The following is a 23,947-nucleotide window of genomic DNA, read 5'->3' as shown; positions in this document are numbered from 1 at the left end:
TTTTGTTTGGTCATGTTGTTTAAGGCTATAATCGAGAGATATTTATACGACATTTCTGAAATTATCTAAGTATATGCGATTCAGTCGTCGATAAGCCTTAGAGTTTTTTTTTAATTTCTAAATTAAAATTAAGCATTAAAAATCAATAGATTATAGCACAAACTTTCTTGTTTGGATGATAGAGGAGTATGGATGTTCTTTAAATTAGGCCAATTGGTATTAAAAATAGAACAGTTCCTTGAGGGAAATTTTTGTTAGAGTCTGTACCTCACTTGTAATCACAGATACATAACCAGACTAAATAACCAGGCAAAAAATCATGCAATCCAGAGATCTTATCAGTCAACGTTTAAGTTTGCGCCCTTTTACCGAGAGGGATACTGACAAGCTTTTTCAGCTCTACGGTAATGTGGATGTCATGGCTATTCGCAAGATTGGTGTCCAATCCAGAGCGGGAAGTGACATTCAGTTACACAATATTTTAGATCACTGGGAACGCAGAGGTTTTGGTCTTTGGGCTGTTTATGATCGCGAAAGCGATGTCTTTATGGGGGAGTGTGGACTGCGTGAAGAAAACTCACATGATGACATGGTCGAGCTTTCCTATGGCCTGCTCCCGCAATTTTGGGGTGGGGGCCGTGCTACGGAAGCTGCGACAACTGTTCTCGATTTTGGCCTTAAAGAGCTTGGTTTGAAAAAAGTCTATGGGTTTGCTCAAAAGAAAAATCATGCGTCATTACATATTCTGGGTAAATTGGGCTTCAAACACGAATGCGATTTTGATGAAGACGGCGATATTATTACCCGCACGGCGTTTTCCAGCACAGCTCTTCCCGCGGAATGAACTTAGGTGATTTGTGATCTCGGGGAAGGACTGTACCTTGAATAGAAAGTATTTAGTCTAAAGGTCGGGGAGGTGCATCGATGCCATTACCAGAAATTACCGTTCATTATAAAGATCCGCACAGCTATCCCAGTGGCATCGCGTTTCTAGACGAGCAGTATGTGTCGATGGAACAGGCCAAGATTTCCGTCTTGGATTATGGTTTTCTCCATTCTGATGCGACCTATGATGTGGCTCATGTTTGGAAAGGCGCTTTTTTCAGGTTGGATCTGCATCTTGAACGGTTCTTTTCAAGCTTGGAAAAGCTGCACATGAATGTCCCCTATGATCGGGATGAGATTACCGAAATTCTCCATAACTGTGTTGCGTTATCGGGACACCGCGACGCCTATGTGGAGTTTATTTGCACCCGAGGGAATTCCCCAAGCTTTAGCCGTGATCCTCGCGATGCGATCAATCGTTTTATGGTCTTTGCGATCCCCTTTGGCTCTGTCGCAAACAAAGATCAAATGGCCCGTGGTCTCCATGCTGCGATTAGTGATAGGGTTCGTATTCCTACAAGTTCCGTAGATCCAACGATTAAAAATTATCACTGGCTGGATTTGGTTCAGGGAATATATGATGCCTATGACAAACAAGCTGAAACGGCTATCTTACTTAATGAAAACGGAGATATTGCAGAGGGGCCGGGCTTTAACGTGTTCGCAGTTAAAGATGGCCGCGTGAGGACACCTGGGCATGGGGTGTTGCAAGGCATAACACGACGTACCGTTTTCGACCTGTGCGCTGAACTTGACCTGAGTTGCAGGGAAACACAAATTTCTCCAGAAGAACTCAGCCAAGCGGATGAGGTTTTTATATCATCAACTGCGGGCGGGGTTATGCCGATTACACGCCTTAATGGAACGTCAGTTGGCGCAGGCGTTCTTGGTCCAATATTTGAAAAAATCAAAAAGATGTACTGGGATAAGCACAGCGATCCTCAATGGAGTTTACCGATTAGGTATTCGTCATCGGCGTAATCGTACATAAACGAGTACAGTATGTTGAGGATAAAAAAAATACCCCCGGCCTGCTTGTGTGTGTGGCGTGACCGGGGGTAGTTTTCTGGTGTGGAAGACAGGGCCTTCGCCACTTAAAAGTGGTTTACACCAGAATATAAACGCGTATTGAGACGCTGTTTATTTGTTATTCTATCTCGATAACCTCACCGGTATATTCACCACGGCCGGGGTAATCGTTAGCCATGATAAAGTCGATAGCCCCGACCATTTCTTTGAAGGCTGGGCGAATAAATGGCATCGTCTGAACAGAGGCGTAATAAAGAGTTTGATCAGGGCGAACTAAAAAGACACCGGGTTCAGAAAACAGCGCAGGCTCTTCAATGCCGATAGAAGTTGTGCCACGGGATGTTGAAATAAACAGGCCCCATTCCTTAGCAACACTTAGAGAAAGATCATATCCAAAGCGCAGATTTTTTGCTTCGATTTTGTCTGCCATGGCTTGTGTGCGTTCTTGTCCGTCGGAACTCAGCGCAATGGTTTTTACGCCACGCTGTTCAAATTCTGGGGTCAGGCGCTCAAGTTCTTTCAGATAGTTGGCACAAATCGGGCAGTGTAGGCCGCGGTAGAAGGTGACCAACGTGAAGTTTTCTGCTTTATCAGTGCTAAGATCGAAGGTGGTTCCGTTGAGGGTCGGAACGGTGAGGTTGGGAGTTTTTTGACGTGGGATCAACATTTAGGGGTACTTTCAATATATATGGGTCGATTAATGGGCCAATTTTGCGGGTCTGGACATCAGCCATTGAATAAGAATATAGTGAACTCTTGGTGTCATGTGGTGCGTAATAGTTAACTTAGAGTACAAAATGTCAGAGAATGAAGCTCAGAACTCACACTTGTCAGGGAAACCTGATCGTCTTTCTGCTTTGATTGCGCGTTTTCATGTTCAGGCGCGGGTTATTTCTTTTGTGCCAAAGCTCATGATGTTAAATCCCCAACTAAAGTCTGCGGTGAGTCCTCTCGTAAATTCTCAGATAAGTCCGGGTGCGGAGACGAATGGATATCTTGTCAAAGATACTGGTGGAGATGATGATAATCATAGAGAGGCGAATTTGTTTATTGCGCGATCAGGGCAGCTCGAAGAAAAGATCAAAAGACAAATAAGATCATCAAATTCTGATTTGAAAAAACTAGAGGATGATGTGCCTCTGTTGGTTTTTTATCCCCGTGGTGTTTCTTTGTCCAAAAATGACAAAGCTCCGTCTTGCGATAATGGTCTTAATAAGGACCAGAAAAAAGGCACTTATAATAAAAACATTGATAAATACACCCAAAAAGATGCCGAAAAAGAGATCAACCAAAAAGATTATAATGAGAACAATAGCGAGAGCGATATAAATAAAAGCGCCTTGGATACATCATTTTCAGGGGGGTATGTTTGCGCTGTCGTTGATACAGGTGGTGTGGCCAATCCTATCGCACTGGCCTTGCCGGATCTGGTCGTGGTGCGGTTGGATCGCTCCAAGGCCCTGGAGGCGGTTACTAATATTCTGCTGGAGGAAGCTCACGCACCGCGGTGTGGTGGACAGGCGGTGATTGATCGTCTGTGCGAAATCGTGGTGATCCGGTTATTGCGCCATTTGATCGAAGCTGGAGATGCTGAAGTCGGTCTTTTAGCCGGGTTGGCGCATCCAAATTTGTCTCTGGCGATTGTCGCTATTCACGATAACCCGGCGCGTTCTTTTAGTTTGGAGGAATTGGCTGAGATTAGCGCGATGTCCCGGACACATTTTGCTAACTCATTTCGTAAGTCTGTCGGGGTCACGCCGGGTCAATATCTGTCCAATTGGCGTTTAACCTTGGCCCGAATGGAAATTTCCAAAGGGATTCCGTTGAAGACAATCGCCCGGCGGGTAGGATTTTCCAGCCCCGCTGCGTTGTCCCGAGCCTTTTCTCGGCACTATGGCGTTAGTCCGCGGGTTGAAATGGCGCAGAGATAGTGTCTTTGAAGTTTTGGGTTGCGCGTTCTAGTTTTTGAAAAAACTGGGCAATATGAATTCCATCAACCAAGGCGTGATGGGCCGTTAGGTTAACCGGAGCGCTCCAGATGCCCCCAAGTGTTGCTTGGTGAGCGTCTCTATCCGAATTTGTGTCGAATGAAAGGGAGCTCTGATGTGAACGTTCAGTGTTTTGGGTAAACTTGCCCCAGGCGAGACGAGGGACACAGTCATCTGGTCCTTTTAAGGGATGTTTCATTTCGGTAAAATCAAGCCACGGAAGACAGGACATAAAGATCCAGTGATCGGTGTCGATGGTCTTTTCCGTGAGCTTTGCTTGAGATTTTCCGGCGGTAATAGCGTGTTCACAATTTTTGTTAAACTCAGGCCATGAAGATACAAAATCGATTTCACAAAAGGCAAAACGGTCGTTTTCAATGGGGACTGTAACTGAGGGGTGAACCTGAGCGTGTTCGATTACACTTTGCTCTTCATGATGTTTGCCAAGGTGCTCAGCTAAATGTTCAGTATTATTTTTCCTAAATCGGGTCCGCAGCTCTGGTATGGTATTGATTGCGCTCATTATGCAATAGAGCATGGCATTGAAGGGTGCGACGTCATGGTGTTGTTTGGCTGAAATGATACCAGTGACATCGACGCGGGCACTGATACTGACGTGGGGAGAGGCAAAGTCCTTAAAAAGTGCATATTGGCTGTGCCGGGGCCAGTTTTCCAGATCTATGGTTTTTGAGGTTGGCGCGGATGTCATAATAAGCCTCGTGGAAATAACTTGAAATATATCCAAACTTTTTAATATACCTCAATGTCGATATTGACTGTTTCATGCTTCACGCGAGCATAACAAACACAAACGCAAAGATATAGTGTGGGGATGGATTAGATTAAGTAAGGCTATATCTTCAAATATATAGTGTTGGTCTTAAGCCTTTAAAGTATCAAAAAAAAGAGGGTGCAAAATGCACCCTCAAGTTTATCTTCTTCTAATCTATCTGGGAGACTGATTAGATCATTCCAAATGTGGGGTATGGAATTAGGGTCGTGTGGTCTAAGCGTGATTAACTTTGTGGAACGTTAGACGTCCCATAAAGCCTTTGATCGAACGCACCACAGTATGGAAAAAAGTGCTTACAATTTGGCCTGCATATTCAGAACGTAGGCGGTGCGCTTCGCGGATATGGAATTCAATATCTGCAGCAGCAAAATCAAAATCATCGGCAGTTACGAGTGGTTTCATTTGGCTAATCCTCAAGTTTGTTTGCCCTTGATGACCAATATAAGGACTTTTCGCCATATGATAATGTACTAAAAGTTATAATGATTATCGTTTTATTTTTGATAATGAGGGAGTGTAACTTAAAACAGCGTTGCCGCGGTTCATGTGGTCTATGTTTGAGTTGTTAAAAAAGTGAGGTATTTAGGGGCCTGGCGCTATACGAGCCAGTGTTGCGCGGGTTGTTCGTGAATGCTCACACCACCCCCGAGGAGGTGGTGTTCATTAGAGATGGTTTTTATTTGTAATCCTTGGAATCGGACTTCTGAAGAAAACCGGTGATGATTACTTCAGGAGGTTGTTACTTAAAATTATAGGTTGATACCGATTTTACCAAAATGTGTCCCACTGCCCTGATAATCGATTGCTTCGGCAAGATTAGAAAAATCAAAAATCTTGTGAATGACAGGCTTGGTTTTATGGACTTCCATAGCTTTGAGCATGCGGGCATGCATTGCCTTTGATCCGACTTCGACACCTTTGATATTAACAGCTTTGTACATGATTTCAGCGGTATCAACTGTGCCGTCACAAACGCCTTTGATTGCACCGATCTGGGCAATTGTACCGCCAGAACGAATACATTGCAGGGAGATGTTCAGGTGGCTACCGCCGACGACTTCGGCTATGTGATGGACGCCCGCGCCATCTGTGAGTTTTAGAACTTCATCGACCCAGTTCGGGTTTGTGGCGTAATTTATGGTGTGATGTGCTCCAAGTTTTTTTACGTCTTTAAGCTTCTCATCACTACTTGAAGTAACAATGACTTCACAGCCCATCATCAGCGCAAATTGCATGGCAAAGAGAGACACACCCCCGGTCCCTAAAATAAGAACGCTATTGCCGGGTTTGAGATCTGATTTTTCGACAATGGCATTCCAAGCGGTGAGACCTGCACAAGGAAGAGCGGCGGCCTCTTGATATGAAAGGTAATCAGGTATCTTGATGACACTTGTCTCATGAAACAAAACGTATTCCGCAGCAACACCATCTGCGCCGGGGCCACCGGGGGAGCCTTGAAGTTTGGCGGGGGTCATTTCACCGTCCTGCCAGTTCGGCACGATCAAGCTGCTGACACGATCCCCTAGGGCAAGTTCTGTGACGGCGTCTCCAATGGCAACAATTTCGCCAGCACCATCGGCAACGGGGACCCGACCATCTTCTTTGAGCTTCCAGCGGGTAATACCATTTACGACCAAGTGATCACGGTGATTGAGGGCGAGGGCCTTCATTTTCACCAGTACTTGGTTGGGGCCGCAGGTGGGGATATTTACTTCGACAAGGGATACAGCGTTTTGCTTGATCTGGTAGGTTTTCATTTCTCAGGTCCTTGGTTTGCGTGCCCATAATCTGGAGGGCGTTATCTTTTGTTGATGCTCTGTTCGATCCGTTGCTCTCTATTTAGCACCTTGCCTGAGAATAGATAATAGACGTAAAATCATTTTCTTAATTTCCTGAGGAGAAATAATGGTGGCGCAAATTGATAAAATATATCTCATGCAGCTCTTTGTGCAGATCGTCCATTTGGGAACATTTAGTGCCGCCGCGCAAAAGATGGGGGTGACCCCCTCCAAAGCATCCAAGGATATTCAACAGCTTGAGAAAACGCTGGGCAGTGTTCTCTTAAATCGCTCAACCCGCTCTATCGGGATTACCAGTGCGGGAGAGCTTTATTATGATACAGCGATCGAAGTTCTCGCTTCTTATGACGGTCTTATTGATAACCTGAATTACATCAAGAACCGTTTGACGGGCGAACTCCGGCTTACGGCGCCTGAACTTTGGGGAAACATTGTTTTGTCCCCTCTAATCTTTGAATTTAAAAAAATCTATCCAGATGTTTCGATCCGGGCGAACTATAGCAATGAGGTGATCGATCTCTTTCGTGAAAATACCCACATAGCCTTTCGCAGCACCACGCTGAGGAACGAGCCATACTTGTCGAAAAGAATTTGCAGTGACGATACGGTTCTGTGTGCCAGTCCGGAATATTTACAAAGGACAGCTATTCCAAAAAAATTGGATGACTTGAGCGAGCTGGACTTCATCACCTTCAGCCAGACGGTCAACACCTATAATAGTCTCGAGTTCATGATTAATGGCGTTGAGCAAAGAGTGACGGTAAACGGAAGCCTATCTTTTAACAGTAAGAAATCAATATACGATGCTGTGCTAAATCACCTTGGTGTCGCAAGTTTGCCATCATACTTGGTGAAACAGAATCTCTTAGAAGGACATCTGGTTCAGGTTTTGCCTGAATTTCATATTCAATCGCTGTATTTTTATGCCTTCTACATGCAGCGTAAAAAAGAGAGCATATTAATCACAACCTTTGTCGATTTTATACAAGAATCTATTCAAAAAAACGAAGGTTAGGCAGAATAATATTTTACCCCTCATCCCTTAGGATGATGTTCTTTGATTCTGTCATCAGGAATACTGGTCTCATTGATTTTAATAGATCCTGACGTTTCAGGTTATTTAAGTAAAGGTGAGTTGAATGGTATTTCCGGTTTCTGATATTCGTGCGCTGTTTCCAGCCCTGTCATTATCCGATAAAAGCCAAACACGGGTCTATCTGGACAACCCTGCCGGAACTCAGGTTCCAGCTTCTGTTGCTAAAGCTGTTACTGATTATATGCTGACAAACGCGAGCAATGGTGGTGGGCATTTTACAACCAGCGTAAACACGGATGCAATAACGCTAAAAGCGCATGAGGACGCAGCACTCTTTCTTGGTGCGCGTTCTGCCAAAGAAGTTGTCATAGGCCAAAGCATGACCTCTTTGACGTTCCATCTTTCCCGCAGCATTTGCCGTGATTTCCAGCCCGGTGATGAAATCGTTGTTTCCCGGGTTGAACACGAAGGTAACGTTGGGCCTTGGTTGGAGATTGCCAAGGACAAAGGTCTCACCATTTGCTGGGTGGCGTTTGATCGGGATAGCTGGTTGATTGAACCTGAAAATTTAAAAGCTGTTCTGAGCGACAAAACCAAACTTGTGTGCCTGAATTATGCGAGTAACATGACGGGGTCTATCAACGACATCAAAACCCTAACCCGGATTGCACAGGATGCCGGGGCGCAAGTCTTTGTGGATGCTGTTCAATTGGCGCCGCATCACCTCGTCGATGTACAGGCGCTGGGCTGTGATTTCCTCGCCTGCTCAGCCTACAAATTTTTTGGCCCGCATCTGGGGATTTTATGGGGGAAAGAAGAGACCCTGGCGAGTTTGCATGCTTACAAAGGGCGCTGCGTTACCAATGAACTCCCCGGGCGTTTCGAAGCGGGGACACCACAGTTCGAACTTCTCGCCGGACTATCTGCCACGGTGGATTATTTTGAAGGGCTGGGTCGTGGGACTTCTGCTTCTGAAAATCGCCGGGACCTGATCGCCGCTGCGTACAAAGCTTCGCGGGATTATGAAGAGCCGCTTACCAACACCTTAATTGGTGGCCTGCAACAAATACCCGGTATTTCAATCGTAGGAATTACCAATCCAAACCGCGTCCATCAACGCGTGCCAACGGTATCGATCCGGCACGACTATATCAATCCGACAGATATCGCCAAGTCGCTTTCTGATAAAGGGATTTATGTTTGGCACGGTCACAACTATGCATACGAACCAACCCGGTTTTTGGGCATTCCAGAAGATGAAGGCGTGGTTCGTATTGGCCTTGCGCACTATAACACAGAGGCCGAGGTCAATCGGGTTGTCGAGGCCATAGACACGGCTGTGGCCAAATAGCGAAGAAGTGCTTTTGGTCATTGAGCTTTGGGCATTGGTTTTTTGTCACGGGGTTTTGAATGTTGGTATCGACCAAGTGATTTTGCTAAGTTCGGTTTAGCAAAAACACAAGGTAACAGAACCCAATGAACGAGACTTCTTTTCCTGCATCGGCCAGCGTTGTCGAGAGTGACATCTGTGCGGGTATCGTTGACGCCATTGGGACAGAGACGTTTTTCAATAAAACGGGAAAGCTGCTCGAAGGCTATATGTCCTATGAGGGACTAAACATCGTTTTATACAGCGAAAACAATGCCCCGACCTGTTTGGAAATTTTCAAGAAGACGCTCGATTTGCAGGAGGGCCTGGAGAATTTTTTAAGCTACACCTATATCATTAATCCCGTTTACCGGGCCTTTTTGGGCAAGATTGCCTCTGGAACCTATCTGATTGGGGACCTGTTGCCTGCTGGATATCGCGAACTGATTGCCAATAGCGATTTAGATATATGGATTGATGACAAAGAAACCATCGGCTATCGCACGCCTGGCTGGCCGAAAAACCTAACCGAAGTTCTTGTCCTGATCTGGTTGCCGGACAACAAAATGATAGAGTTTAGTTTCCTGACTACGTTGTCAGGTGATCAAACTGAGAAATGCCACAACCAGCTAAGGCAAATATATCCGGTACTTTCCAGTGCGATTTTAAAACACTTTGAGTTTGCCGCTCAGGATTTCGATGTTTCTGAAGGCAAGCCAAGTCAGGAATACCGCTTTCAGGAATTTGGAAAGGATATTCTCACCCCTCGAGAACAGGATATAACCAAAATGATCCTGACGGGCCATTCGAGTAACTCAATCGGGTTAAATCTGGATATATCCCTGCCAACAGTAAAAACCCATCGTCGAAATATCTACGCCAAACTACAGATCTCATCCCAAGCGGAACTCTTTAATCTATTTGTCAGAAGCTTGATGGTAAACAAATAAGGTAATATGGTCCTATAAGAAACTTAATCTGTCTTGAGACGATTTAAAAGTCGGACTGATTTGTGGGATACCCAGTTTGTTACACGTTTATCGAAACTTAAAAAATGTTCGGATTTCAAGTGAGTATCAAAGGCCGAGGCATCGCAATAGAGCTCGTAAAGGAAGAATTTTTGTGAGCTCAGGGGATCTTGGCAGACATCAAAATAATGACAGCCGGGTTCCTTTTTTAAAGAGGTGTTGGCCTGGTCTTTTATGGCTTCGCTGAAACAGTCTTCAAAGCCTGCTATAATTTCAAAATCTACGAGAACGACAAACATTTTTAGTCCTTGTTTTCTGTGATGAAAGCCTTACCACTTCCATATCCTTTATTGAACTTTGCCAAGGCTTGATCCATTTGGTCTTGGCTTAAAATCACAGGGCCACCCGCCACTAGTGTGCGCCAATAGACATCACAAAGGGTTTCAACTTCCATAGCCATGGACAACGCTTGTTTTAGGTTGCCGCCCACAGCTATTTGACCATGGTTTGCCAGCAGGCAGGCTTTTCTATTCTCTAAAGCTTTCAAAGCTACGGTTGATAGCTCTTGTGTCGCAAATGTCTCATAAGAGGCACATCGAATAGTTGAACCGCCTGTGATCCCGATCATATAGTGAAATGGTGGAATATCTTTTTGCATGCATGCAATTGTCATCACTGCTTTGCCGTGGGTATGAACAATGGCATTTACCTCGGGACGGTTCGCAAAAATATCCTCATGAAAACGCCATTCACTGGATGGTTTTCGCAATCCGTTTGGACTTTCATAACTACCGTCAGGCCGTTTTAGAACAATATCTTCGGCTGTGATATCTTCGTATGCCATGCCAGAGGGCGTTATTAAAAAGCCATCTCTTACTCTCACGGCGGCATTACCAGATGTGCCTTGGTTAATTCCCATGGCGTTCATCTTAAGGACAGTTTGGATTAATTCTGTACGTTCATTGAATGCGCTCATTTCGCCCGCTCCTTTTCGATCTCATCACTTTTTTTAAGCTGGGAAACGGCTTTGAGAAAAAAATCTTCGGTACCAAAGTTTCCTGATTTTAACGCTAAGGCCAACGAAGGGGTTCCATCGCTGATCGTCCAGGGCACACCGGGATCAATTGGTGGACCAATTTCCATGGTTTTAACCCCCAAAGCGTCGATGACAGCCCCGGACGTTTCTCCACCTGCGACGACGAACCTTCGCGCACCGATCTTTTTTAATCCGTGTGCTATTTTACCTATGACGGCTTCAACGCGTGATCCAACCTCAACACGGCCGCGTTCTTTTTGAATGCGTGTAATAATTTCAGGATCTGCTGAAGAATAAAACATAATAGGATCATCGGCTTTCATTGCCTGCTCTGCCCACTCTAACGCTTGTTCTACGACAGGTTTTTTCTCCAGAATATCAAAAGCATCAAGACGGAAGTGAGGGATGCGGGACTTCGCGTATTCCACTTGCGCGCGGGTGGCTTCTGAACAGCTCCCGGATAAAATCACACTCGACCCAAGAGGGGGTGAAAATGAAGCCTTCTTTATAAAATTGGGCAACCACCCGGTTTTGCGGAAATTATCCGGAAGTCCTTGTGCGAGGGCGGATCCTCCTGTGATCAATGCCATTCCCTGACAGGCTTGCCCAATGGATTGGAGATGATTGTCATTGAGCGCATCAATAATATGAATTACGGGGACGGTTTTTTCTTGTGATTTAACTCTAATTTTCATGGCCTGCGAAATAGCTTCTGGACCTTTTTCAACATCCTCAAAAAAGATGTTGGTAATGTGCGATTTACTCTGTGCTGCAAGCACACGCTTTAGATTGGGATCGTTCATCGGTGTCAGAGGGTGATTTCGAAGAGATGATTCTGAAAGCAAACCTTCGTTCACAAACAAATAGCCACGATATACGGTGCGGCCATTTTCTGGAAAAGCAGGGCAGGCGATTGTGTCGGAGCATCCAAGTTTTTCCAGAAGAGCATCTGTTACAGGCCCAATGTTTCCTTCCTTGGTTGAATCAAACGTCGAGCAATACTTAAAGAAGATTTGTTTTGCTCCGGCTTTTTGTAACCAGTCGCAAGCAATCAACGACATTCTGATTGCATCATAGGAATTGGTGGTCCGTGATTTTAACGCGACAACAACAGCTTCTGCATCAGGTACAGGGGTGTTTTCGTCTGGCATGCCAACAATCTGTACGGTTTTCATTCCCGCCTGAACCAGGATCATGGCAAGGTCGGTGGCACCTGTTAAATCATCAGCAATGCAGCCAAGAACGATACTCATAATATTGTTTCCTGCTTTTAATTGGGACGTATGCGGTTAATCACTTCTTTGGCGACCGCTTTTGTGCCCATATCCCCTCCAAATTCCATGGGGCGAATGGTGTTTGCCTCAAAGCCGGCATATACGGCGTCTTCAATAATTTTTGCTGCATCTGCCAACGCTTGGATTCCCGATTTGTCGGCGAGGTAATCCAGCATCAAAGCACCGCTTAAAATGGCCGCAAGCGGATTAGCTTTGTCTTGTCCCATAATGTCTGGTGCACTACCGTGAGCGGGTTGGAAGAGACCGTGGTTGTCACCGATTTCTCCACAAGCGGCCATGCCCATACCGCCGACCAGACCCCCGGCTAGGTCAGAGAGAATATCGCCAAACATGTTTTCCATGACGAGGACATCGAAATCCCAAGGACGGCGAATAAAGTCGAGGGCCTGAGCATCGACATAGCTGTAGGATTTATCAATATCGGGAAAATTGATGCTACGTTCGTCAAAAATTTGGCGGAAAAAGGCCATAGATTTGAAAACATTGGCTTTATCTACGCAGGTAACTTTACCCTTACCCCTGCGATTTTTTCGCTTTTGTGCCAATTTAAAAGTAAAATCATGGAGCTTTTCCGTAGTGGGACGGGTAATTCGCATGATGTCCTGTACTTCGTCATTTGTCTCAATTGGGCAGCGATTATGAACCGCAGCGGAATAGAACAAGCCTTCGGTTGATTCTCGTAATATAACCATATCAATATCGCGCGCGCGGGGATCTGCCAGCCGTTGTGGTGCGTTCGGATAGGCACGTACAGGCCTTACCCCTGCATAAAGCTGAAAGCGGTCCCGAAGACGTAAGTGGGGAGAGATTTCTGTGCCATCTTGATAACGTACAGAGGGCAGTCCGATAGCGCCGAGGAAAATAGCATCTGCGGTACCAGCTGTTTCCTCGCCATTGGTTTCAATGTCTTTTCCGGTATCTTTGAAATAGCCCGCCCCCGCTGAGATATAATTATAGTTCAATGAAAAGCCGCCTACAGAATTTTGAGCAGCATCGACAATTGCCATAGTAGCCTCGGTCACATCAATACCAATGCCATCCCCTTTAATGACGGCTATTTGAAAAGATGATGTCTTCATAATCGATATCCTATTTTGTACTGTTTTCTTAAATTTCAAATGAAGGGGCAGAGCCAATAAATGGCTTTGTTTCCTGATGGGTTAAGGCATTAGACGTGTCGTTATTATGCTGATTTTGTCCTTAACTTGAATTGAACTTCGCACTCTGACTTCGCATCTCGTTCCTATTATCTATCAGGCGATCTATGTATTAGTCAATGTATACATTAAAAAATTTATTGACAAATAAATTAACGAATGTACCGTATTGAAAATTAATTACTGTTGTTAAAAATATGACGGCTCATATCCGTTACCAAGAAAGTAACAGTGTTGATTTCAAATCAAATCAGACGGTAAACGTACCGCACTCTGGGAGGTCAAAGATGTTTAAAAATATAGCCAAAATCACCACGGGAACTCTTACCGCTGTGACATTACTTGGCTCAGCCATGTTCATGGCATCAGATGCCAGCGCAGAAAAAGTTCTTCGCTTTAGTCACACCGATAACCCTGGTGGATCGCGGCAAGCTGCGGCCGAAGTTTTTGCTGAAAAAGTCGCAGAATATACCGAAGGTCGTTATAAAGTACGTGTTTATCCTGCGGGCCAAATTGCGAATGATCCTAAAGCCATCGAACAACTGCAATTAGGTGGTGTTGATTTTACGGTTTCAGCAACAGGCAGTTACGCGACACATATGCCGAGCTTAAATCTAACCGCAATGCCTTTCCTTGTGGATACTTATGAGCAGGGGTGGGATTTTTATGATAATTCAGCGTGGCTGCAAGGTGAGTTTTCGAAGCTTCCAGCAAAAGGCTTTCGTGTGTTGTCCACTTGGGAAGCTGGGTTTAGAAGCTTTACCACAAGCGATCCTCTGACATCTCCGAAAGATGCCGTTGGTAAGAAAATGCGTGTCTATCCGAACGATATGATCCGTTGGACCATGGAAGCGATTGGTTTTCAGACTGTTGTGATGCCGATTACTGATGTTTATCTTTCTATTCAGCAAGGTGTTGTAAACGGACAAGAAAACCCGGTAGATACAATTAAATCATTACGGTTTTACGAAGTTGCACCAAATGTGACCCTTACCCGTCACGTTTATAGTCCTCTGCCTCTAACAATTTCCGAGCAAACATGGCAGAGCTTTTCCGCTGAAGATCAAGCAGCTGTTATGAAAGCTGCAAAAGAATCATCTGATTTCAGTCGTAAGCTGGTACGTGATTCTGTAAATGGTCAAATTGATGAGATGAAAGCAGCCGGTGCATCCGTTAGTGTTCCTGTGATCGGCCCTTTCCGTGATTCAGTTCAATCTGTTTATGAAAAAGCTAAAGGCATTTATGGCGACGAAGTCGAAAAAGTTCTCGCCGATGCTGCTGCTATTCGTGAAAAACTCCCTGCAAAATAAAACCAAAATATGGAAGTACCTGTTCTGAGAGGAACAGGTACTTCTTTTTATTGAAACCGGGAGCAATTATCGTGGACTATCGAAGTCGATATCCGACCTTATTAAAATTTTTAAGCTTTCTAATCGACGCATTTCTTGTTGTGGGTGGCGTTAGCGTTTTACTGCTTATTTTCTCCAATGCTGTCTTGCGTGGCGCAGCCGGATTTGATTTGGCTTGGTCACTGGAAATCACGGCTTTTCTTTTGTTGTGGTTGACATTTTTGGGCTGTGCGGCAGCCACGGCACGTGGTGCGCATATGCGGGTAACAGAAATAGCGGAAAAGATAATACCGAAAAAAATGCAACCGTTCTTGGAGCTGATCATTAATAGCTTGATCGTCGTATTGCTCGTCAGTTTGATATATCATGGCTACAACATATCACTCCATACTTGGGCACAAAAAACGACGGTTCTCTATTGGCCAGTTGGATTGCTTTATGCCTCTTTACCCGCGGGCATGGCTTTAACCCTGATTTTTCACCTTCATAATTTCATGACTGATATCCGTGCGAGTCTGAGTGGTGTGGATGGTGGATCAACGAAATCTGACGATCATAGCTGGGAGGATTTCGAGTGATTTTACTCTTTATCTGTGCGGTATTTCTTATCACGATTATGCTAAGTGTTCCTTTGGTTTGGGCCATTTTGATCACAGCAGTTCTGCCTATTTTTGTCTTTGATTTAGGATATCCGCTTCAAGCTGTGTACCTCAACTTTATAGGGGGCGTCGAACCGAACCACTTTATCGCAATACCGCTGTTTATCTTTGCTGGCGAACTCATGGGGCGGGGTGGTGTTGGACAACGTATTATTGATTTCGCAAAAGAAGCTCTTGGATTTTTACCCGGTGGGCTGGGCTTTGTTGTTGTCGGGGCCTCCATGCTGTTTGGCGGAATTTCCGGGTCGGCGATTGCTGATTCTGCAGCGATTGGATCTGTTATGATCCCCAATATGGCCAAACAAGGTTATTCAAAAGCTTTTGCTGGAGGATTGGTTGCAGCGGCAGGCACGATAGGAATTATTATTCCACCGTCTATTCCGATGTTAATCTACGGCTTTGTTGGTAATGTATCTGTAGCGGATCTATTCCTTGCCGGGGTTGTTCCTGGCCTGATCTTTGGTCTGTTGTTTATGGCAGTTTGTTATCGGGTGGGTAAAAAAACCAACTGTGACCCCGGCGGAAGGCGGACGTCCAGAGCTGCTCTTTGGCGCTCTTTTGTCCGGTCTGGTCCTGCCTTGTTTATGCCCGTTCTTATTTTGGGTGGTATATTTGGTGGTATCGTAACCCCCACGGAAGCGGCTGCCGTTGCTGTTGTTTACGGTTTTTTTGTTACGGTGGTTTTGTATCGGGATTTTACCTTGAAACAAATGCCAAAACTGATCATTGATTCTTTTGTCACAAGTGCGATTGTTATGGTTGTGATCGGGGCAACAACGGTTTTAGGTTGGCTGATTACGCTGGAGCAACTTCCCCAGATGCTTGCTGTGTTTATAAACAGCGTATCAGAAAGTCCTTTTACCTTTTTGCTTTTGGTGAATGTTGTTTTGTTGATGTTGGGTCTGGTGTTAGATCCGTTGCCGGCTATTCTTTTGACGGCACCTTTGTTTATACCAACGGCGATGACTTTTGGTGTCGATCCGGTTCACCTGGGTGTCATCATGACGTGTAATGTCGCAGTGGGATTATTCACCCCACCTGTAGGAGCAACGCTGTATGTTGCATCACGGATATCTGGTGTTGGGGTGTTGTCAATTGCCCGCGCAATGGCACCACTTTATGTCGCGGCGATATCTGCTTTGCTTTTGGTGACCTACGTTCCGGCGATTTCGATGACAATGGTCGAATTGTTTAGATAGGCGGTAAGGGGGAATTTACCTGCAGGTCTATTGGGGAACCCCGTATACTAATGTCTTGGTATACGGGTGTTTTCCTTTTTTGATAAATATTAAGAATGTGCTTTAGGAAAAACAAAATGATAGAACTCAACGCTATAAAAAAAGTCGGATCAAAACTCAACCGACCTGAATGTGTTCTTTCAACATCAAATGGCCGTCTCTATACCGCAGATTGGCGGGGAGGTGTTGGTGTTATCGAAGCTGACGGATCTCAATGGTATTTATTGCCAAAAGAAAAAGATCTTGAGCTAAAACCAAATGGTATCTGTCTGATGCCGGATGGATCTGTTCTTATCGCCCACTTGGGGGCTGAGGATGGTGGCGTGTTCCGGATCGCTGAAGATGGGACAACGACCCCTTTTTGTGTAGAAGTTGATGGCGTGCCTTTACCGCCAAGCAACTATGTTCATCTTGATACCCTTGGGCGGGTATGGATAACGGTGAGTACAAGAAAAATACCGCGTAGCGAAGGGTATCGTCCGGATGTTTCTGACGGGTTTGTTGTCTTGGTTGACCCAAATAGTAATGGAGGAAAGCCTAGAATTGTTGCTGATGATTTAGGCTATACCAATGAATGTCTGGTTCATCCCGATGGCAAGCGTTTGTTTGTAAATGAAACCTTTGCACGTAAACTTGTCAGCTTTGACATTGCCGAAAACGGAGATCTTTCAAACAAGAAAATCGTCACTGAATTTGGGGTTGGAACTTATCCCGATGGGATGACTTTTGATACTGAAGGCGGGGTTTGGATTACATCTATTGTCAGTAATCGGGTGATTAGAATTGCGCCGGATGGCACCCAAGAAGTGATGATTGAAGATTGTAAAGACGAACATCTTGTCTGGGTGGAAGAGGCATTTCAGGCGGGTGAAATGGGGCGTCCACATCTGGATAATGCACAAAGTAAGGCACTGAAAAATATATCCAGTTTGGCATTTGGGGGGACAAATTTGAAGACGGGATATCTCGGCTGTTTGCTGGATGATTGCGTTTATACTTTCAACGCTCCTTTTACAGGGCATGCACCAAGTCACTGGAAATTTAAGGGCCCGCAGCGTCAATCTTAATATGAAAATCCATAATATGATTGACGCTGTAATTCTTAACACAAGGTTTTGATTTTAATATGAATTCTTCGTCTCCAATTCGTGTTGCAACTGTAGGTACAGGCTATTTTAGTCGATTCCAGTATGCGGCTTGGGCCCGTATGCCGGAGGTTAATCTGGTTGGTATCTGCAACCGAAATCAGGAGCCTGCTCTTGAACTGAGTACCCAATACAATATTCCCGGTGTGTATCAGGATTTCGATTTAATGCTGGATGAGGTTAAACCAGACCTCGTTGACATTATTACGCCGCCTGTAACACATACGGGATATATCAAATCCTGCGTTGAGAGAAACATAACAACAATTTGTCAAAAACCATTTACCCCTTCAATGGATGAAGCCCAAAAACTGGTGGCTTTAATTGAGGAAAAGAAAGCAAAGGTTATCATCCACGAAAACTTTCGCTTCCAACCGTGGTATCGCAAAATCAAAGAAGTTCTGGAACAAGAAGCTCTGGGGCAACTATATCAAATCAGTTATGCTCTGCGTCCTGGTGACGGGCAGGGGGAAAATGCCTATCTGGATCGCCAGCCATATTTCCAACAAATGGAACGTCTTCTGGTTCATGAAACCGCGGTTCATCTGATTGATGTGTTTCGGTATCTTTTTGGTGAAGCCAAATCAGTATTTGCAGATTTACGCCGTATTAATCCGGTGATCAAAGGAGAAGATGCGGGGATCATTATCTTTGAGTTTGAAAACGGATCTCGGGGACTTTTTGACGGCAATCGCCTTAGTGACCATAAGGCGGTTAATCGCCGCCGAACGATGGGGGAAATGCGCATTGAGGGAGAAAAAGGCACTTTGATCCTCAATGGCGATGCTGAGTTACATCTTCGCCTTCATGGACAAAACGAAGAAACCAGTTTGAGCTATGATTGGAAGGATTGTGATTTCGGCGGAGACTGTGTTTATAACCTGCAACGACATGTAATTAATCATCTGTGTCATGGAACTGAGTTGATGAACACAGCCAAAGAGTACCTGACGAACGTGGTAATAGCCGAGACTGTTTACGAATCAAATAATACCGGTAGAAAAATCAATTTAGCGATAAAGAAAATGATACCTTGATTTCGTCGGCCTACTTGCTAAAAATTCTATCTAACAAGGAGGGACGCTAATGGCAGCAACAAAGACTGCGACAGGGGTTGTAAAAGCAAAGAAGAAGAGTAACGCACCCAAAGTGTCTTATGCTGATAAAGCTTATGCTGATTTGAAACGTCGTATACTCGAAAACGAGCTGCCAGCAGGCCACCAGCTTATGGAAGGTGAGTTGGCTGAACTCCTTGATATCAGTCGTACTCCCGCACGCGAAGCCATGATGAGACTGGAAGCCGAAGGTCTGGTCGAAGTTCGGCCGCGTCATGGGATGAAAGTTAAACCGATCTCAATTTCGGATATGACGGAAATTTACGCCCTCTTGACAGGCTTGGAATCAACGGCTGCGTGGCAGGCTGCTAAACGCGATCATACAAATGAAGAAATCAAACTTCTTCGAGACAGCGTAAAGAAGATGGATGAAGCCTTGAAGGCTCAAGATCTTAAAGCTTGGGCGAATGCAGACGAACATTTTCACAGATTGTTGGTTTCAATGAGCGGTAATCAGCGTTTGATTGAACTGGTGGACCGATTTATTGATCAGTCTCACCGCGTTCGTATGCTCACCCTGCGTTTACGTCCAATGCCAGCACAGTCCAACCAGGACCATGCCCAAGTTGTCGCGGCTATCGAGGCTAAGGACGCAGATAAGGCCCGGCGCATTCATCGTATTCATCGTGAAAATGCGGGAAAGCTATTGGTGGAACTTTTGGAAAGTCACGGACTGACCCAACTTTGAAAAAATCACTTTGTAACGTTATCACGCAACAAATTCGTTGGTAAATAAAGATAAGAAGCCGCAGGCAGGGCGTCTTTCCTGTGCTGGAAATTATTTCTCTGGGGCCGTGGTGGAACCTCTGATGACGATCTCTCCCTTTAGGGGGTGTTCTTTCATGGGCACTGTTGTGGAGGCATCTTCTGAAAATATATAGGCGAGGGCGGTTTCCGCCAGGCGTTCCGTGGGTTGGCGGATCGTGGTGAGACGAGGCACGATAAGGGATGCCAGGGCGATGTCATCGAACCCTGTAATGGAAAGATCAGCCGGGATGTCCAGTTTTAAATCACGGGCGACGCGCAAAACACCAATAGCGAGCTGATCACTTGCCGCCGCGATCGCTGTTGGACGCCAGTCATCCCATGCGGTTAGTACTTTCCGGCCAATATCTTCACCTGATTTATAATCAAATAAGCCATCGTATGTACGCAGCGTTACGGGGTCATTTTCACTGTGGAGGTCTTGGATGCGTGAGATAAATCCCTGTTTACGACTACGCCCGACCTCTGTGTTTTGAGGTCCAGCGATATAGGCGATATCACGATGCCCGAGTTGATAGAGGTGGTCGGCGATAAGGGCTGAACCGTGGGCATGATCTGTTGATACCAACGGGAAATTTTCAAAGCGCCGATCGAGAGAAACCACCGGGACATCCGTATGGTAACCAAGTTCTGCTGTATCCGCAGCTGCAACGACGACCATGCCGCGTGGTGAACGGTCGAGGAGGGCTGAAATTTGTTTTCGTTCTGTTGCGGCATCGTCGTGAGAATTGGCGAGCATGACCGAGTGACCGCGCTTGGCTGCTTCCGTTTCGATACACTTGGCGAGCTGGGCAAAAAAGGGGTTTGTAATATCGGGAACCACCAGACCAATGACATCAATCCGGTTCGTTCGCAGCGCTCTGGCGGCAAGGTTGGGTTTATACCCAAGCTTTTCAACTGCGTTTAAGACGCGTTCTTTCAAAGGTTGCTTAACGGCTTTGTTTTCAGAGAGAACACGTGAAACCGTTCCGACAGAAACACCAGCCAATTTAGCTACGTCTTTAACCGTTGGCATTGGTGTTTTTTTCCCAGTAATAATCCCAATAGATGTTCAATATTTTGTCCTAATGGCTCTGATTATGCAATCAGGTACACTGTGATCGGGGCGTTGTATAAAGATTTGAGCATTTAAAAAACTACCCCACTGACCAGAATTAAATTTGCATAAGGCGTGGTTTCACCTGTTCGTATGATTGCTTTGGCCTGTTTGGTCCGTTGTTTCATATCGTCGTGTGGGGTTTGAGTAAACGCGATGGGCTGCTCCAGCTCAGCAGACCAGTCGTCCAACACCGACTTTATATCATTGATAAAGTCTATTCCTGCTTCTTCGGCCCGTATCGCGGTCTCTATACAGAGCTCTGATCTCAAGGCTTGGAGAACATCTACTAAACAAGGCAGGCCGGGTACCACGGCAAGGTCGATGACGTTGACACCCTTGGGTGTTGGGAACCCGGCATCGACGATCAGGACTTCATCCATATGACCCAACTGGGCGACAAGGGCGCTGAGGTGGCTGTTTAACAGCTTGGTACGTTTCATTGTTGAATTTACCCGATCTGAGCTGCGTATTTGATCATTTTTTGGCGTATCTGGCGCGGTAATAATCCAGAATCACAGCGACAATAATGACGACACCAGTAATCATTTGGCGCATAAAGTCACTGAGGCCAATCAGGATCAAACCATTGGCGAGCACACCGATAATGAAAGCACCGAGTAATGTGCCGATCACAGAGCCGCGTCCGCCACTGAGGCTGGTGCCGCCGATGATAACAGCTGCAATGGCGTTAAGTTCAAAGCCGATCCCGGCAATCGGGCTGGCAATGTTCAAACGCGCCATATAGACGATGGCTGCAATACCTGCGGTGAGACCACAGATAGTAAAGGCGGCGACCTTGTACCAAAATACTGGATGTCCGGCCAAACGGACGGCTTCTTCGTTGTTACCAATACCATAAAGCAGACGCCCAAAAACAGTTCGGTTCAGGACAAACCAGGCCAAAAGAACCAATGCCAGTGCGACCAGAAATACCACAGGGACCCCGTAGAACTGTGCAGATCCAAACTCTTCAAAGGCGAAGGGGAAGGAGTAAATAGTCTGTGCGTCTGAAACATGTAGCGCTGCACCACGGGCAATGTTGAGCATACCCAGGGTGATGATAAAAGAAGGTAATGCCCAATAGGATGTAATGAGGCCGTTCAACAGGCCACAGGCAAATCCGGCAGTAACCGCAAGGATACAGGCAAGCAGGATGATTTCTGTGGTGCCAAATCCGGGCAGGGTGATGGCTTTCCCGGCAATCACCGCAGCAAAAGCCATGACAGAACCCACCGACAGATCAATGCCGCCAATAAGAATGACAAAGGTCATGCCAACGGCAAGGATGAGATTGATGGTAATCTGGGTCAGGATGTTGGTGATGTTGTTAGGGTTTAAAAAGTGCTCGGTAAAGATTGAGAAGAACAGGATTAACCCTAACAAAGCCAGTCCGATACCAGCATTGTGAATAATGGCGCGCAGTGAGAAATCGCGTCCAGTATGTTCTGGTGTATTCGGCTCAGCTACAGTGTTTGTTTGCTCGGCCATTAACTTCTTCCTTCGGTGTAGGTATTTTGGCTGTTTAGATGTTCTGCGGTGTTGGTGTTTTGACCGTAAGCCAGCTTGAGAATATTTTCTTCAGAGAAATCAGGTCGGTCCAGTTCACCTTTGACCTGATGATCAGAAAGTACGAGGATACGGTCTGACAGGGTCATAAGCTCAGGCATTTCCGATGAAACGATGAGCAGGGCAATTCCTTCACGGACAAGGCTCTTGAGAATGGCGTAAATTTCTGCCTTGGCACCAACATCGACACCGCGTGTAGGTTCATCCAAGATTAAAATTTTGGGATTGAGTGCGAGCCATTTGGCGAGAACAACCTTTTGCTGATTTCCACCGGAAAGACTGGATGCCGGATCGCTGATTTTACCGTATTTCAGTTTTAGACGTTTGCCGCCTTCGCGGGCTTGTTGTTTTTCCTTGAAGAACCGTAGCAGGCCGCTGGCGGAGACATTGCGCATATTGGCCAATGAAATGTTCGCAGCAATAGGCATGTCGAGAATAAGACCTTCGTCCTTACGGTCTTCAGTGACAAAGCCTATCCCGGCGGCAATTGCATCCCTTGGTCCTTTAAATGTTAACGGGGTTGCATCGCGTTCAAGACTGCCGGAGATCACGGGGTCGATACCAAAAATTCCACGTAAAAGCTCTGTACGTCCTGCACCAACCAGTCCTGCAATACCAAGGACTTCGCCATAGTGAAGATCAAAGGAAACGCCGGTATTATGCGGGTTTTGCGCAACACAGAAGTTTTTCAGGCTGAGAGCGATATCGCCTCGGGCGTGGGGCTCCACGCCGTGTTCCATTTCTTCGGCCAGCTTGCGTCCAACCATGTGCCGGACCACGCCAGAAGGGGTGGTATCAACGATATTTTCTGTTGTGATGGTTTTGCCGTTGCGAAAGATCGTCACGCGATCACAGATCGCAAACACTTCGTTGAGGTGGTGCGAAACAAAGACGATGGTGACGCCCTTTGCTTTGATGGATTGAACTATTTCAAAAAGACGTTTGGTTTCGCGCTCGGTTAATGTGGCAGTCGGCTCATCAAGGATGAGGATCGTGCTTTCAGATTGCAGCGCACGGGCGATTTCAATCAATTGTCGGTGAGCGATCCCGAGACTTTGAACCGTGGCGCGTACATCAACATCACTGAGGCCAATGGCATCCAGTGCAACGCGGGCACGTCGGTTCATCTCGGGTCGGTCTAGCAGTCCAAAACGTGTTTTAGGCATGGCTTCGATCGAAATGTTTTCAGCTACACTCAAATGGTCAAGCAGATTAAATTCCTGGTGAACAACCTGAACACCGTGGGCTTTTGCCGTATGCGGATTAGCAGGGCTGTAGGGGGTGCCGTTGAGAACAATGTTCCCGGAATCAAAGGGGAATACCCCTGATAAAAGCTTGATCAGTGTGGATTTTCCCGCACCATTTTCGCCTACCAACGCATGGACTTCGCCTGCTTTGAGCGAGAAGTTGACCCCGTCGAGGGCTTTTACACCGCCAAAATATTTTTTTAAACCTGTAACGGACAGAAGATCCCCTACTTCTGACAGGGTCTCATCACTACTCGGCTGTACTGCAACCATCATTATTACCCAGTTTTGTGTTACCCAGTATTTGTGATAACCGGCTTTATCAAGTGGTTTGGATCAAGCGGTTTGGATCGACTGGTTTTGGATCAGGCGGTTTGGGCGTGAACAATAACGCGTGTCGTCCATCCGG

Annotated in this window: 24 protein-coding genes; 12 read left to right on the top strand and 12 right to left on the bottom strand. The window is 45.9% G+C overall.

What is annotated here, in order from left to right; genetic code table 11:
• Positions 1 to 319 precede the first annotated feature (319 nt).
• Complete coding sequence (locus ACFSKO_RS09790; RefSeq protein WP_380250963.1) at positions 320 to 844, top strand: GNAT family N-acetyltransferase; 525 nt, start codon at positions 320 to 322, stop codon at positions 842 to 844.
• Positions 845 to 924: 80 nt separating this feature from the next.
• A complete protein-coding gene (locus ACFSKO_RS09785) occupies positions 925 to 1,866 on the top strand; it encodes an aminotransferase class IV (protein ID WP_380250961.1) in 942 nt (313 codons plus the stop codon).
• Between the two features lie 166 nt (positions 1,867 to 2,032).
• Here ACFSKO_RS09785 and ACFSKO_RS09780 read toward each other — a convergent pair whose 3' ends face one another.
• Positions 2,033 to 2,581, bottom strand: a complete 549-nt coding sequence (locus ACFSKO_RS09780; RefSeq protein ID WP_380250959.1) for a peroxiredoxin-like family protein — start codon at positions 2,579 to 2,581, stop codon at positions 2,033 to 2,035.
• Between the two features lie 130 nt (positions 2,582 to 2,711).
• On the opposite strand from ACFSKO_RS09780, the gene ACFSKO_RS09775 reads away from it, so the two are divergent.
• A complete protein-coding gene (locus ACFSKO_RS09775; protein WP_380250957.1) occupies positions 2,712 to 3,845 on the top strand; it encodes a helix-turn-helix transcriptional regulator in 1,134 nt (377 codons plus the stop codon).
• Here the strand turns inward: ACFSKO_RS09775 and ACFSKO_RS09770 are convergent.
• From ACFSKO_RS09770 to ACFSKO_RS09760, 3 genes are all read right to left on the bottom strand, one after another.
• Positions 3,814 to 4,611, bottom strand: coding sequence for a CatA-like O-acetyltransferase (locus ACFSKO_RS09770; RefSeq protein WP_380250955.1), 798 nt, complete (start codon positions 4,609 to 4,611; stop codon positions 3,814 to 3,816). The two genes, ACFSKO_RS09775 and ACFSKO_RS09770, sit on opposite strands and share 32 nt — an antisense overlap.
• Before the next feature lie 297 nt (positions 4,612 to 4,908).
• Positions 4,909 to 5,097: an RSP_7527 family protein gene (locus tag ACFSKO_RS09765; RefSeq protein ID WP_380250953.1), complete on the bottom strand. Its 189-nt coding sequence runs from the start codon at positions 5,095 to 5,097 to the stop codon at positions 4,909 to 4,911.
• 347 nt (positions 5,098 to 5,444) lie between these two features.
• Complete coding sequence (locus ACFSKO_RS09760) at positions 5,445 to 6,452, bottom strand: zinc-dependent alcohol dehydrogenase family protein (RefSeq protein ID WP_380250951.1); 1,008 nt, start codon at positions 6,450 to 6,452, stop codon at positions 5,445 to 5,447.
• 148 nt (positions 6,453 to 6,600) lie between these two features.
• On the opposite strand from ACFSKO_RS09760, the gene ACFSKO_RS09755 reads away from it, so the two are divergent.
• The 3 genes from ACFSKO_RS09755 (at position 6,601) to ACFSKO_RS09745 (ending at position 9,849) form a co-directional block, all read left to right on the top strand.
• On the top strand, positions 6,601 to 7,509 hold the full coding sequence (locus ACFSKO_RS09755) for a LysR family transcriptional regulator (RefSeq protein ID WP_380250949.1): 909 nt from the start codon (positions 6,601 to 6,603) through the stop codon (positions 7,507 to 7,509).
• A 124-nt stretch (positions 7,510 to 7,633) separates the two neighbouring features.
• The gene (locus ACFSKO_RS09750) at positions 7,634 to 8,881 is read left to right on the top strand and encodes a cysteine desulfurase-like protein (protein ID WP_380250947.1); all 1,248 of its coding nucleotides are present in this window, start codon (positions 7,634 to 7,636) and stop codon (positions 8,879 to 8,881) included.
• 125 nt (positions 8,882 to 9,006) lie between these two features.
• The gene (locus tag ACFSKO_RS09745; RefSeq protein ID WP_380250945.1) at positions 9,007 to 9,849 is read left to right on the top strand and encodes a response regulator transcription factor; all 843 of its coding nucleotides are present in this window, start codon (positions 9,007 to 9,009) and stop codon (positions 9,847 to 9,849) included.
• Between the two features lie 23 nt (positions 9,850 to 9,872).
• On the opposite strand, the gene ACFSKO_RS09740 is transcribed toward ACFSKO_RS09745, so the two are convergent.
• Genes ACFSKO_RS09740 through ACFSKO_RS09725 form a run of 4 tightly spaced genes read right to left on the bottom strand, consistent with a single transcriptional unit; the run spans position 9,873 to position 13,277 of the window.
• Entirely contained in the window at positions 9,873 to 10,166 is a 294-nt protein-coding gene (locus tag ACFSKO_RS09740; RefSeq protein ID WP_380250943.1) for a putative quinol monooxygenase, read from the bottom strand.
• 2 nt (positions 10,167 to 10,168) lie between these two features.
• On the bottom strand, positions 10,169 to 10,843 hold the full coding sequence (locus ACFSKO_RS09735; protein WP_380250941.1) for a class II aldolase/adducin family protein: 675 nt from the start codon (positions 10,841 to 10,843) through the stop codon (positions 10,169 to 10,171).
• Positions 10,840 to 12,156 carry a 3-oxo-tetronate kinase gene (gene otnK, locus ACFSKO_RS09730; protein ID WP_380250939.1) on the bottom strand — a complete coding sequence of 439 codons (1,317 nt, stop codon included), beginning with the start codon at positions 12,154 to 12,156 and terminating at the stop codon, positions 10,840 to 10,842. Before otnK ends, ACFSKO_RS09735 begins: the two co-directional genes overlap by 4 nt.
• A 17-nt stretch (positions 12,157 to 12,173) precedes the next feature.
• Entirely contained in the window at positions 12,174 to 13,277 is a 1,104-nt protein-coding gene (locus ACFSKO_RS09725) for an isocitrate/isopropylmalate dehydrogenase family protein (protein ID WP_380250937.1), read from the bottom strand.
• 365 nt (positions 13,278 to 13,642) lie between these two features.
• On the opposite strand from ACFSKO_RS09725, the gene ACFSKO_RS09720 reads away from it, so the two are divergent.
• The 6 genes from ACFSKO_RS09720 to ACFSKO_RS09695 all read left to right on the top strand — a co-directional run bounded on the left by ACFSKO_RS09720 (position 13,643) and on the right by ACFSKO_RS09695 (position 19,549).
• Complete coding sequence (locus ACFSKO_RS09720) at positions 13,643 to 14,665, top strand: TRAP transporter substrate-binding protein (protein WP_380250935.1); 1,023 nt, start codon at positions 13,643 to 13,645, stop codon at positions 14,663 to 14,665.
• Positions 14,666 to 14,736: 71 nt separating this feature from the next.
• Positions 14,737 to 15,282, top strand: a complete 546-nt coding sequence (locus ACFSKO_RS09715) for a TRAP transporter small permease (RefSeq protein WP_380250933.1) — start codon at positions 14,737 to 14,739, stop codon at positions 15,280 to 15,282.
• A complete protein-coding gene (locus ACFSKO_RS09710) occupies positions 15,279 to 16,562 on the top strand; it encodes a TRAP transporter large permease (RefSeq protein ID WP_380250931.1) in 1,284 nt (427 codons plus the stop codon). Before ACFSKO_RS09715 ends, ACFSKO_RS09710 begins: the two co-directional genes overlap by 4 nt.
• A 116-nt stretch (positions 16,563 to 16,678) precedes the next feature.
• The gene (locus ACFSKO_RS09705) at positions 16,679 to 17,668 is read left to right on the top strand and encodes an SMP-30/gluconolactonase/LRE family protein (protein ID WP_380250929.1); all 990 of its coding nucleotides are present in this window, start codon (positions 16,679 to 16,681) and stop codon (positions 17,666 to 17,668) included.
• 59 nt (positions 17,669 to 17,727) lie between these two features.
• Positions 17,728 to 18,783 (top strand): Gfo/Idh/MocA family protein, encoded by a 1,056-nt coding sequence (locus ACFSKO_RS09700; protein WP_380250927.1) that lies wholly within the window; start codon positions 17,728 to 17,730, stop codon positions 18,781 to 18,783.
• Between the two features lie 49 nt (positions 18,784 to 18,832).
• Positions 18,833 to 19,549, top strand: coding sequence for a GntR family transcriptional regulator (locus ACFSKO_RS09695; protein ID WP_380250925.1), 717 nt, complete (start codon positions 18,833 to 18,835; stop codon positions 19,547 to 19,549).
• A gap of 90 nt (positions 19,550 to 19,639) precedes the next feature.
• Here ACFSKO_RS09695 and ACFSKO_RS09690 read toward each other — a convergent pair whose 3' ends face one another.
• From ACFSKO_RS09690 to ACFSKO_RS09675, 4 genes are all read right to left on the bottom strand, one after another.
• A complete protein-coding gene (locus ACFSKO_RS09690; RefSeq protein ID WP_380250923.1) occupies positions 19,640 to 20,641 on the bottom strand; it encodes a LacI family DNA-binding transcriptional regulator in 1,002 nt (333 codons plus the stop codon).
• Positions 20,642 to 20,754: 113 nt separating this feature from the next.
• A complete protein-coding gene (rbsD, locus tag ACFSKO_RS09685) occupies positions 20,755 to 21,165 on the bottom strand; it encodes a D-ribose pyranase (RefSeq protein ID WP_380250921.1) in 411 nt (136 codons plus the stop codon).
• Between the two features lie 34 nt (positions 21,166 to 21,199).
• Entirely contained in the window at positions 21,200 to 22,213 is a 1,014-nt protein-coding gene (locus tag ACFSKO_RS09680) for an ABC transporter permease (protein WP_380250919.1), read from the bottom strand.
• Entirely contained in the window at positions 22,213 to 23,811 is a 1,599-nt protein-coding gene (locus tag ACFSKO_RS09675) for a sugar ABC transporter ATP-binding protein (RefSeq protein WP_380250917.1), read from the bottom strand. Before ACFSKO_RS09675 ends, ACFSKO_RS09680 begins: the two co-directional genes overlap by 1 nt.
• Positions 23,812 to 23,947 lie beyond the last annotated feature (136 nt).

Source organism: Kiloniella antarctica, assembly GCF_042682825.1.
Taxonomy (GTDB): Bacteria; Pseudomonadota; Alphaproteobacteria; order Kiloniellales; family Kiloniellaceae; genus Kiloniella; species Kiloniella antarctica.
This window is presented reverse-complemented; position numbering and strand designations above follow the sequence as displayed.

Excerpts from the sequence above, each read along its gene's own strand:
- ACFSKO_RS09790 (WP_380250963.1), top strand. The coding sequence starts at position 320 with ATGCAATCCAGAGATCTTATCAGTCAACGTTTAAGTTTGCGCCCTTTT.
- ACFSKO_RS09785 (WP_380250961.1), top strand. The coding sequence starts at position 925 with ATGCCATTACCAGAAATTACCGTTCATTATAAAGATCCGCACAGCTAT.
- ACFSKO_RS09780 (WP_380250959.1), bottom strand. The coding sequence starts at position 2,581 with ATGTTGATCCCACGTCAAAAAACTCCCAACCTCACCGTTCCGACCCTC.
- ACFSKO_RS09775 (WP_380250957.1), top strand. The coding sequence starts at position 2,712 with ATGTCAGAGAATGAAGCTCAGAACTCACACTTGTCAGGGAAACCTGAT.
- ACFSKO_RS09770 (WP_380250955.1), bottom strand. The coding sequence starts at position 4,611 with ATGACATCCGCGCCAACCTCAAAAACCATAGATCTGGAAAACTGGCCC.
- ACFSKO_RS09765 (WP_380250953.1), bottom strand. The coding sequence starts at position 5,097 with ATGAAACCACTCGTAACTGCCGATGATTTTGATTTTGCTGCTGCAGAT.
- ACFSKO_RS09760 (WP_380250951.1), bottom strand. The coding sequence starts at position 6,452 with ATGAAAACCTACCAGATCAAGCAAAACGCTGTATCCCTTGTCGAAGTA.
- ACFSKO_RS09755 (WP_380250949.1), top strand. The coding sequence starts at position 6,601 with ATGGTGGCGCAAATTGATAAAATATATCTCATGCAGCTCTTTGTGCAG.
- ACFSKO_RS09750 (WP_380250947.1), top strand. The coding sequence starts at position 7,634 with ATGGTATTTCCGGTTTCTGATATTCGTGCGCTGTTTCCAGCCCTGTCA.
- ACFSKO_RS09745 (WP_380250945.1), top strand. The coding sequence starts at position 9,007 with ATGAACGAGACTTCTTTTCCTGCATCGGCCAGCGTTGTCGAGAGTGAC.
- ACFSKO_RS09740 (WP_380250943.1), bottom strand. The coding sequence starts at position 10,166 with ATGTTTGTCGTTCTCGTAGATTTTGAAATTATAGCAGGCTTTGAAGAC.
- ACFSKO_RS09735 (WP_380250941.1), bottom strand. The coding sequence starts at position 10,843 with ATGAGCGCATTCAATGAACGTACAGAATTAATCCAAACTGTCCTTAAG.
- otnK (WP_380250939.1), bottom strand. The coding sequence starts at position 12,156 with ATGAGTATCGTTCTTGGCTGCATTGCTGATGATTTAACAGGTGCCACC.
- ACFSKO_RS09725 (WP_380250937.1), bottom strand. The coding sequence starts at position 13,277 with ATGAAGACATCATCTTTTCAAATAGCCGTCATTAAAGGGGATGGCATT.
- ACFSKO_RS09720 (WP_380250935.1), top strand. The coding sequence starts at position 13,643 with ATGTTTAAAAATATAGCCAAAATCACCACGGGAACTCTTACCGCTGTG.
- ACFSKO_RS09705 (WP_380250929.1), top strand. The coding sequence starts at position 16,679 with ATGATAGAACTCAACGCTATAAAAAAAGTCGGATCAAAACTCAACCGA.
- ACFSKO_RS09700 (WP_380250927.1), top strand. The coding sequence starts at position 17,728 with ATGAATTCTTCGTCTCCAATTCGTGTTGCAACTGTAGGTACAGGCTAT.
- ACFSKO_RS09695 (WP_380250925.1), top strand. The coding sequence starts at position 18,833 with ATGGCAGCAACAAAGACTGCGACAGGGGTTGTAAAAGCAAAGAAGAAG.
- ACFSKO_RS09690 (WP_380250923.1), bottom strand. The coding sequence starts at position 20,641 with ATGCCAACGGTTAAAGACGTAGCTAAATTGGCTGGTGTTTCTGTCGGA.
- rbsD (WP_380250921.1), bottom strand. The coding sequence starts at position 21,165 with ATGAAACGTACCAAGCTGTTAAACAGCCACCTCAGCGCCCTTGTCGCC.
- ACFSKO_RS09680 (WP_380250919.1), bottom strand. The coding sequence starts at position 22,213 with ATGGCCGAGCAAACAAACACTGTAGCTGAGCCGAATACACCAGAACAT.
- ACFSKO_RS09675 (WP_380250917.1), bottom strand. The coding sequence starts at position 23,811 with ATGGTTGCAGTACAGCCGAGTAGTGATGAGACCCTGTCAGAAGTAGGG.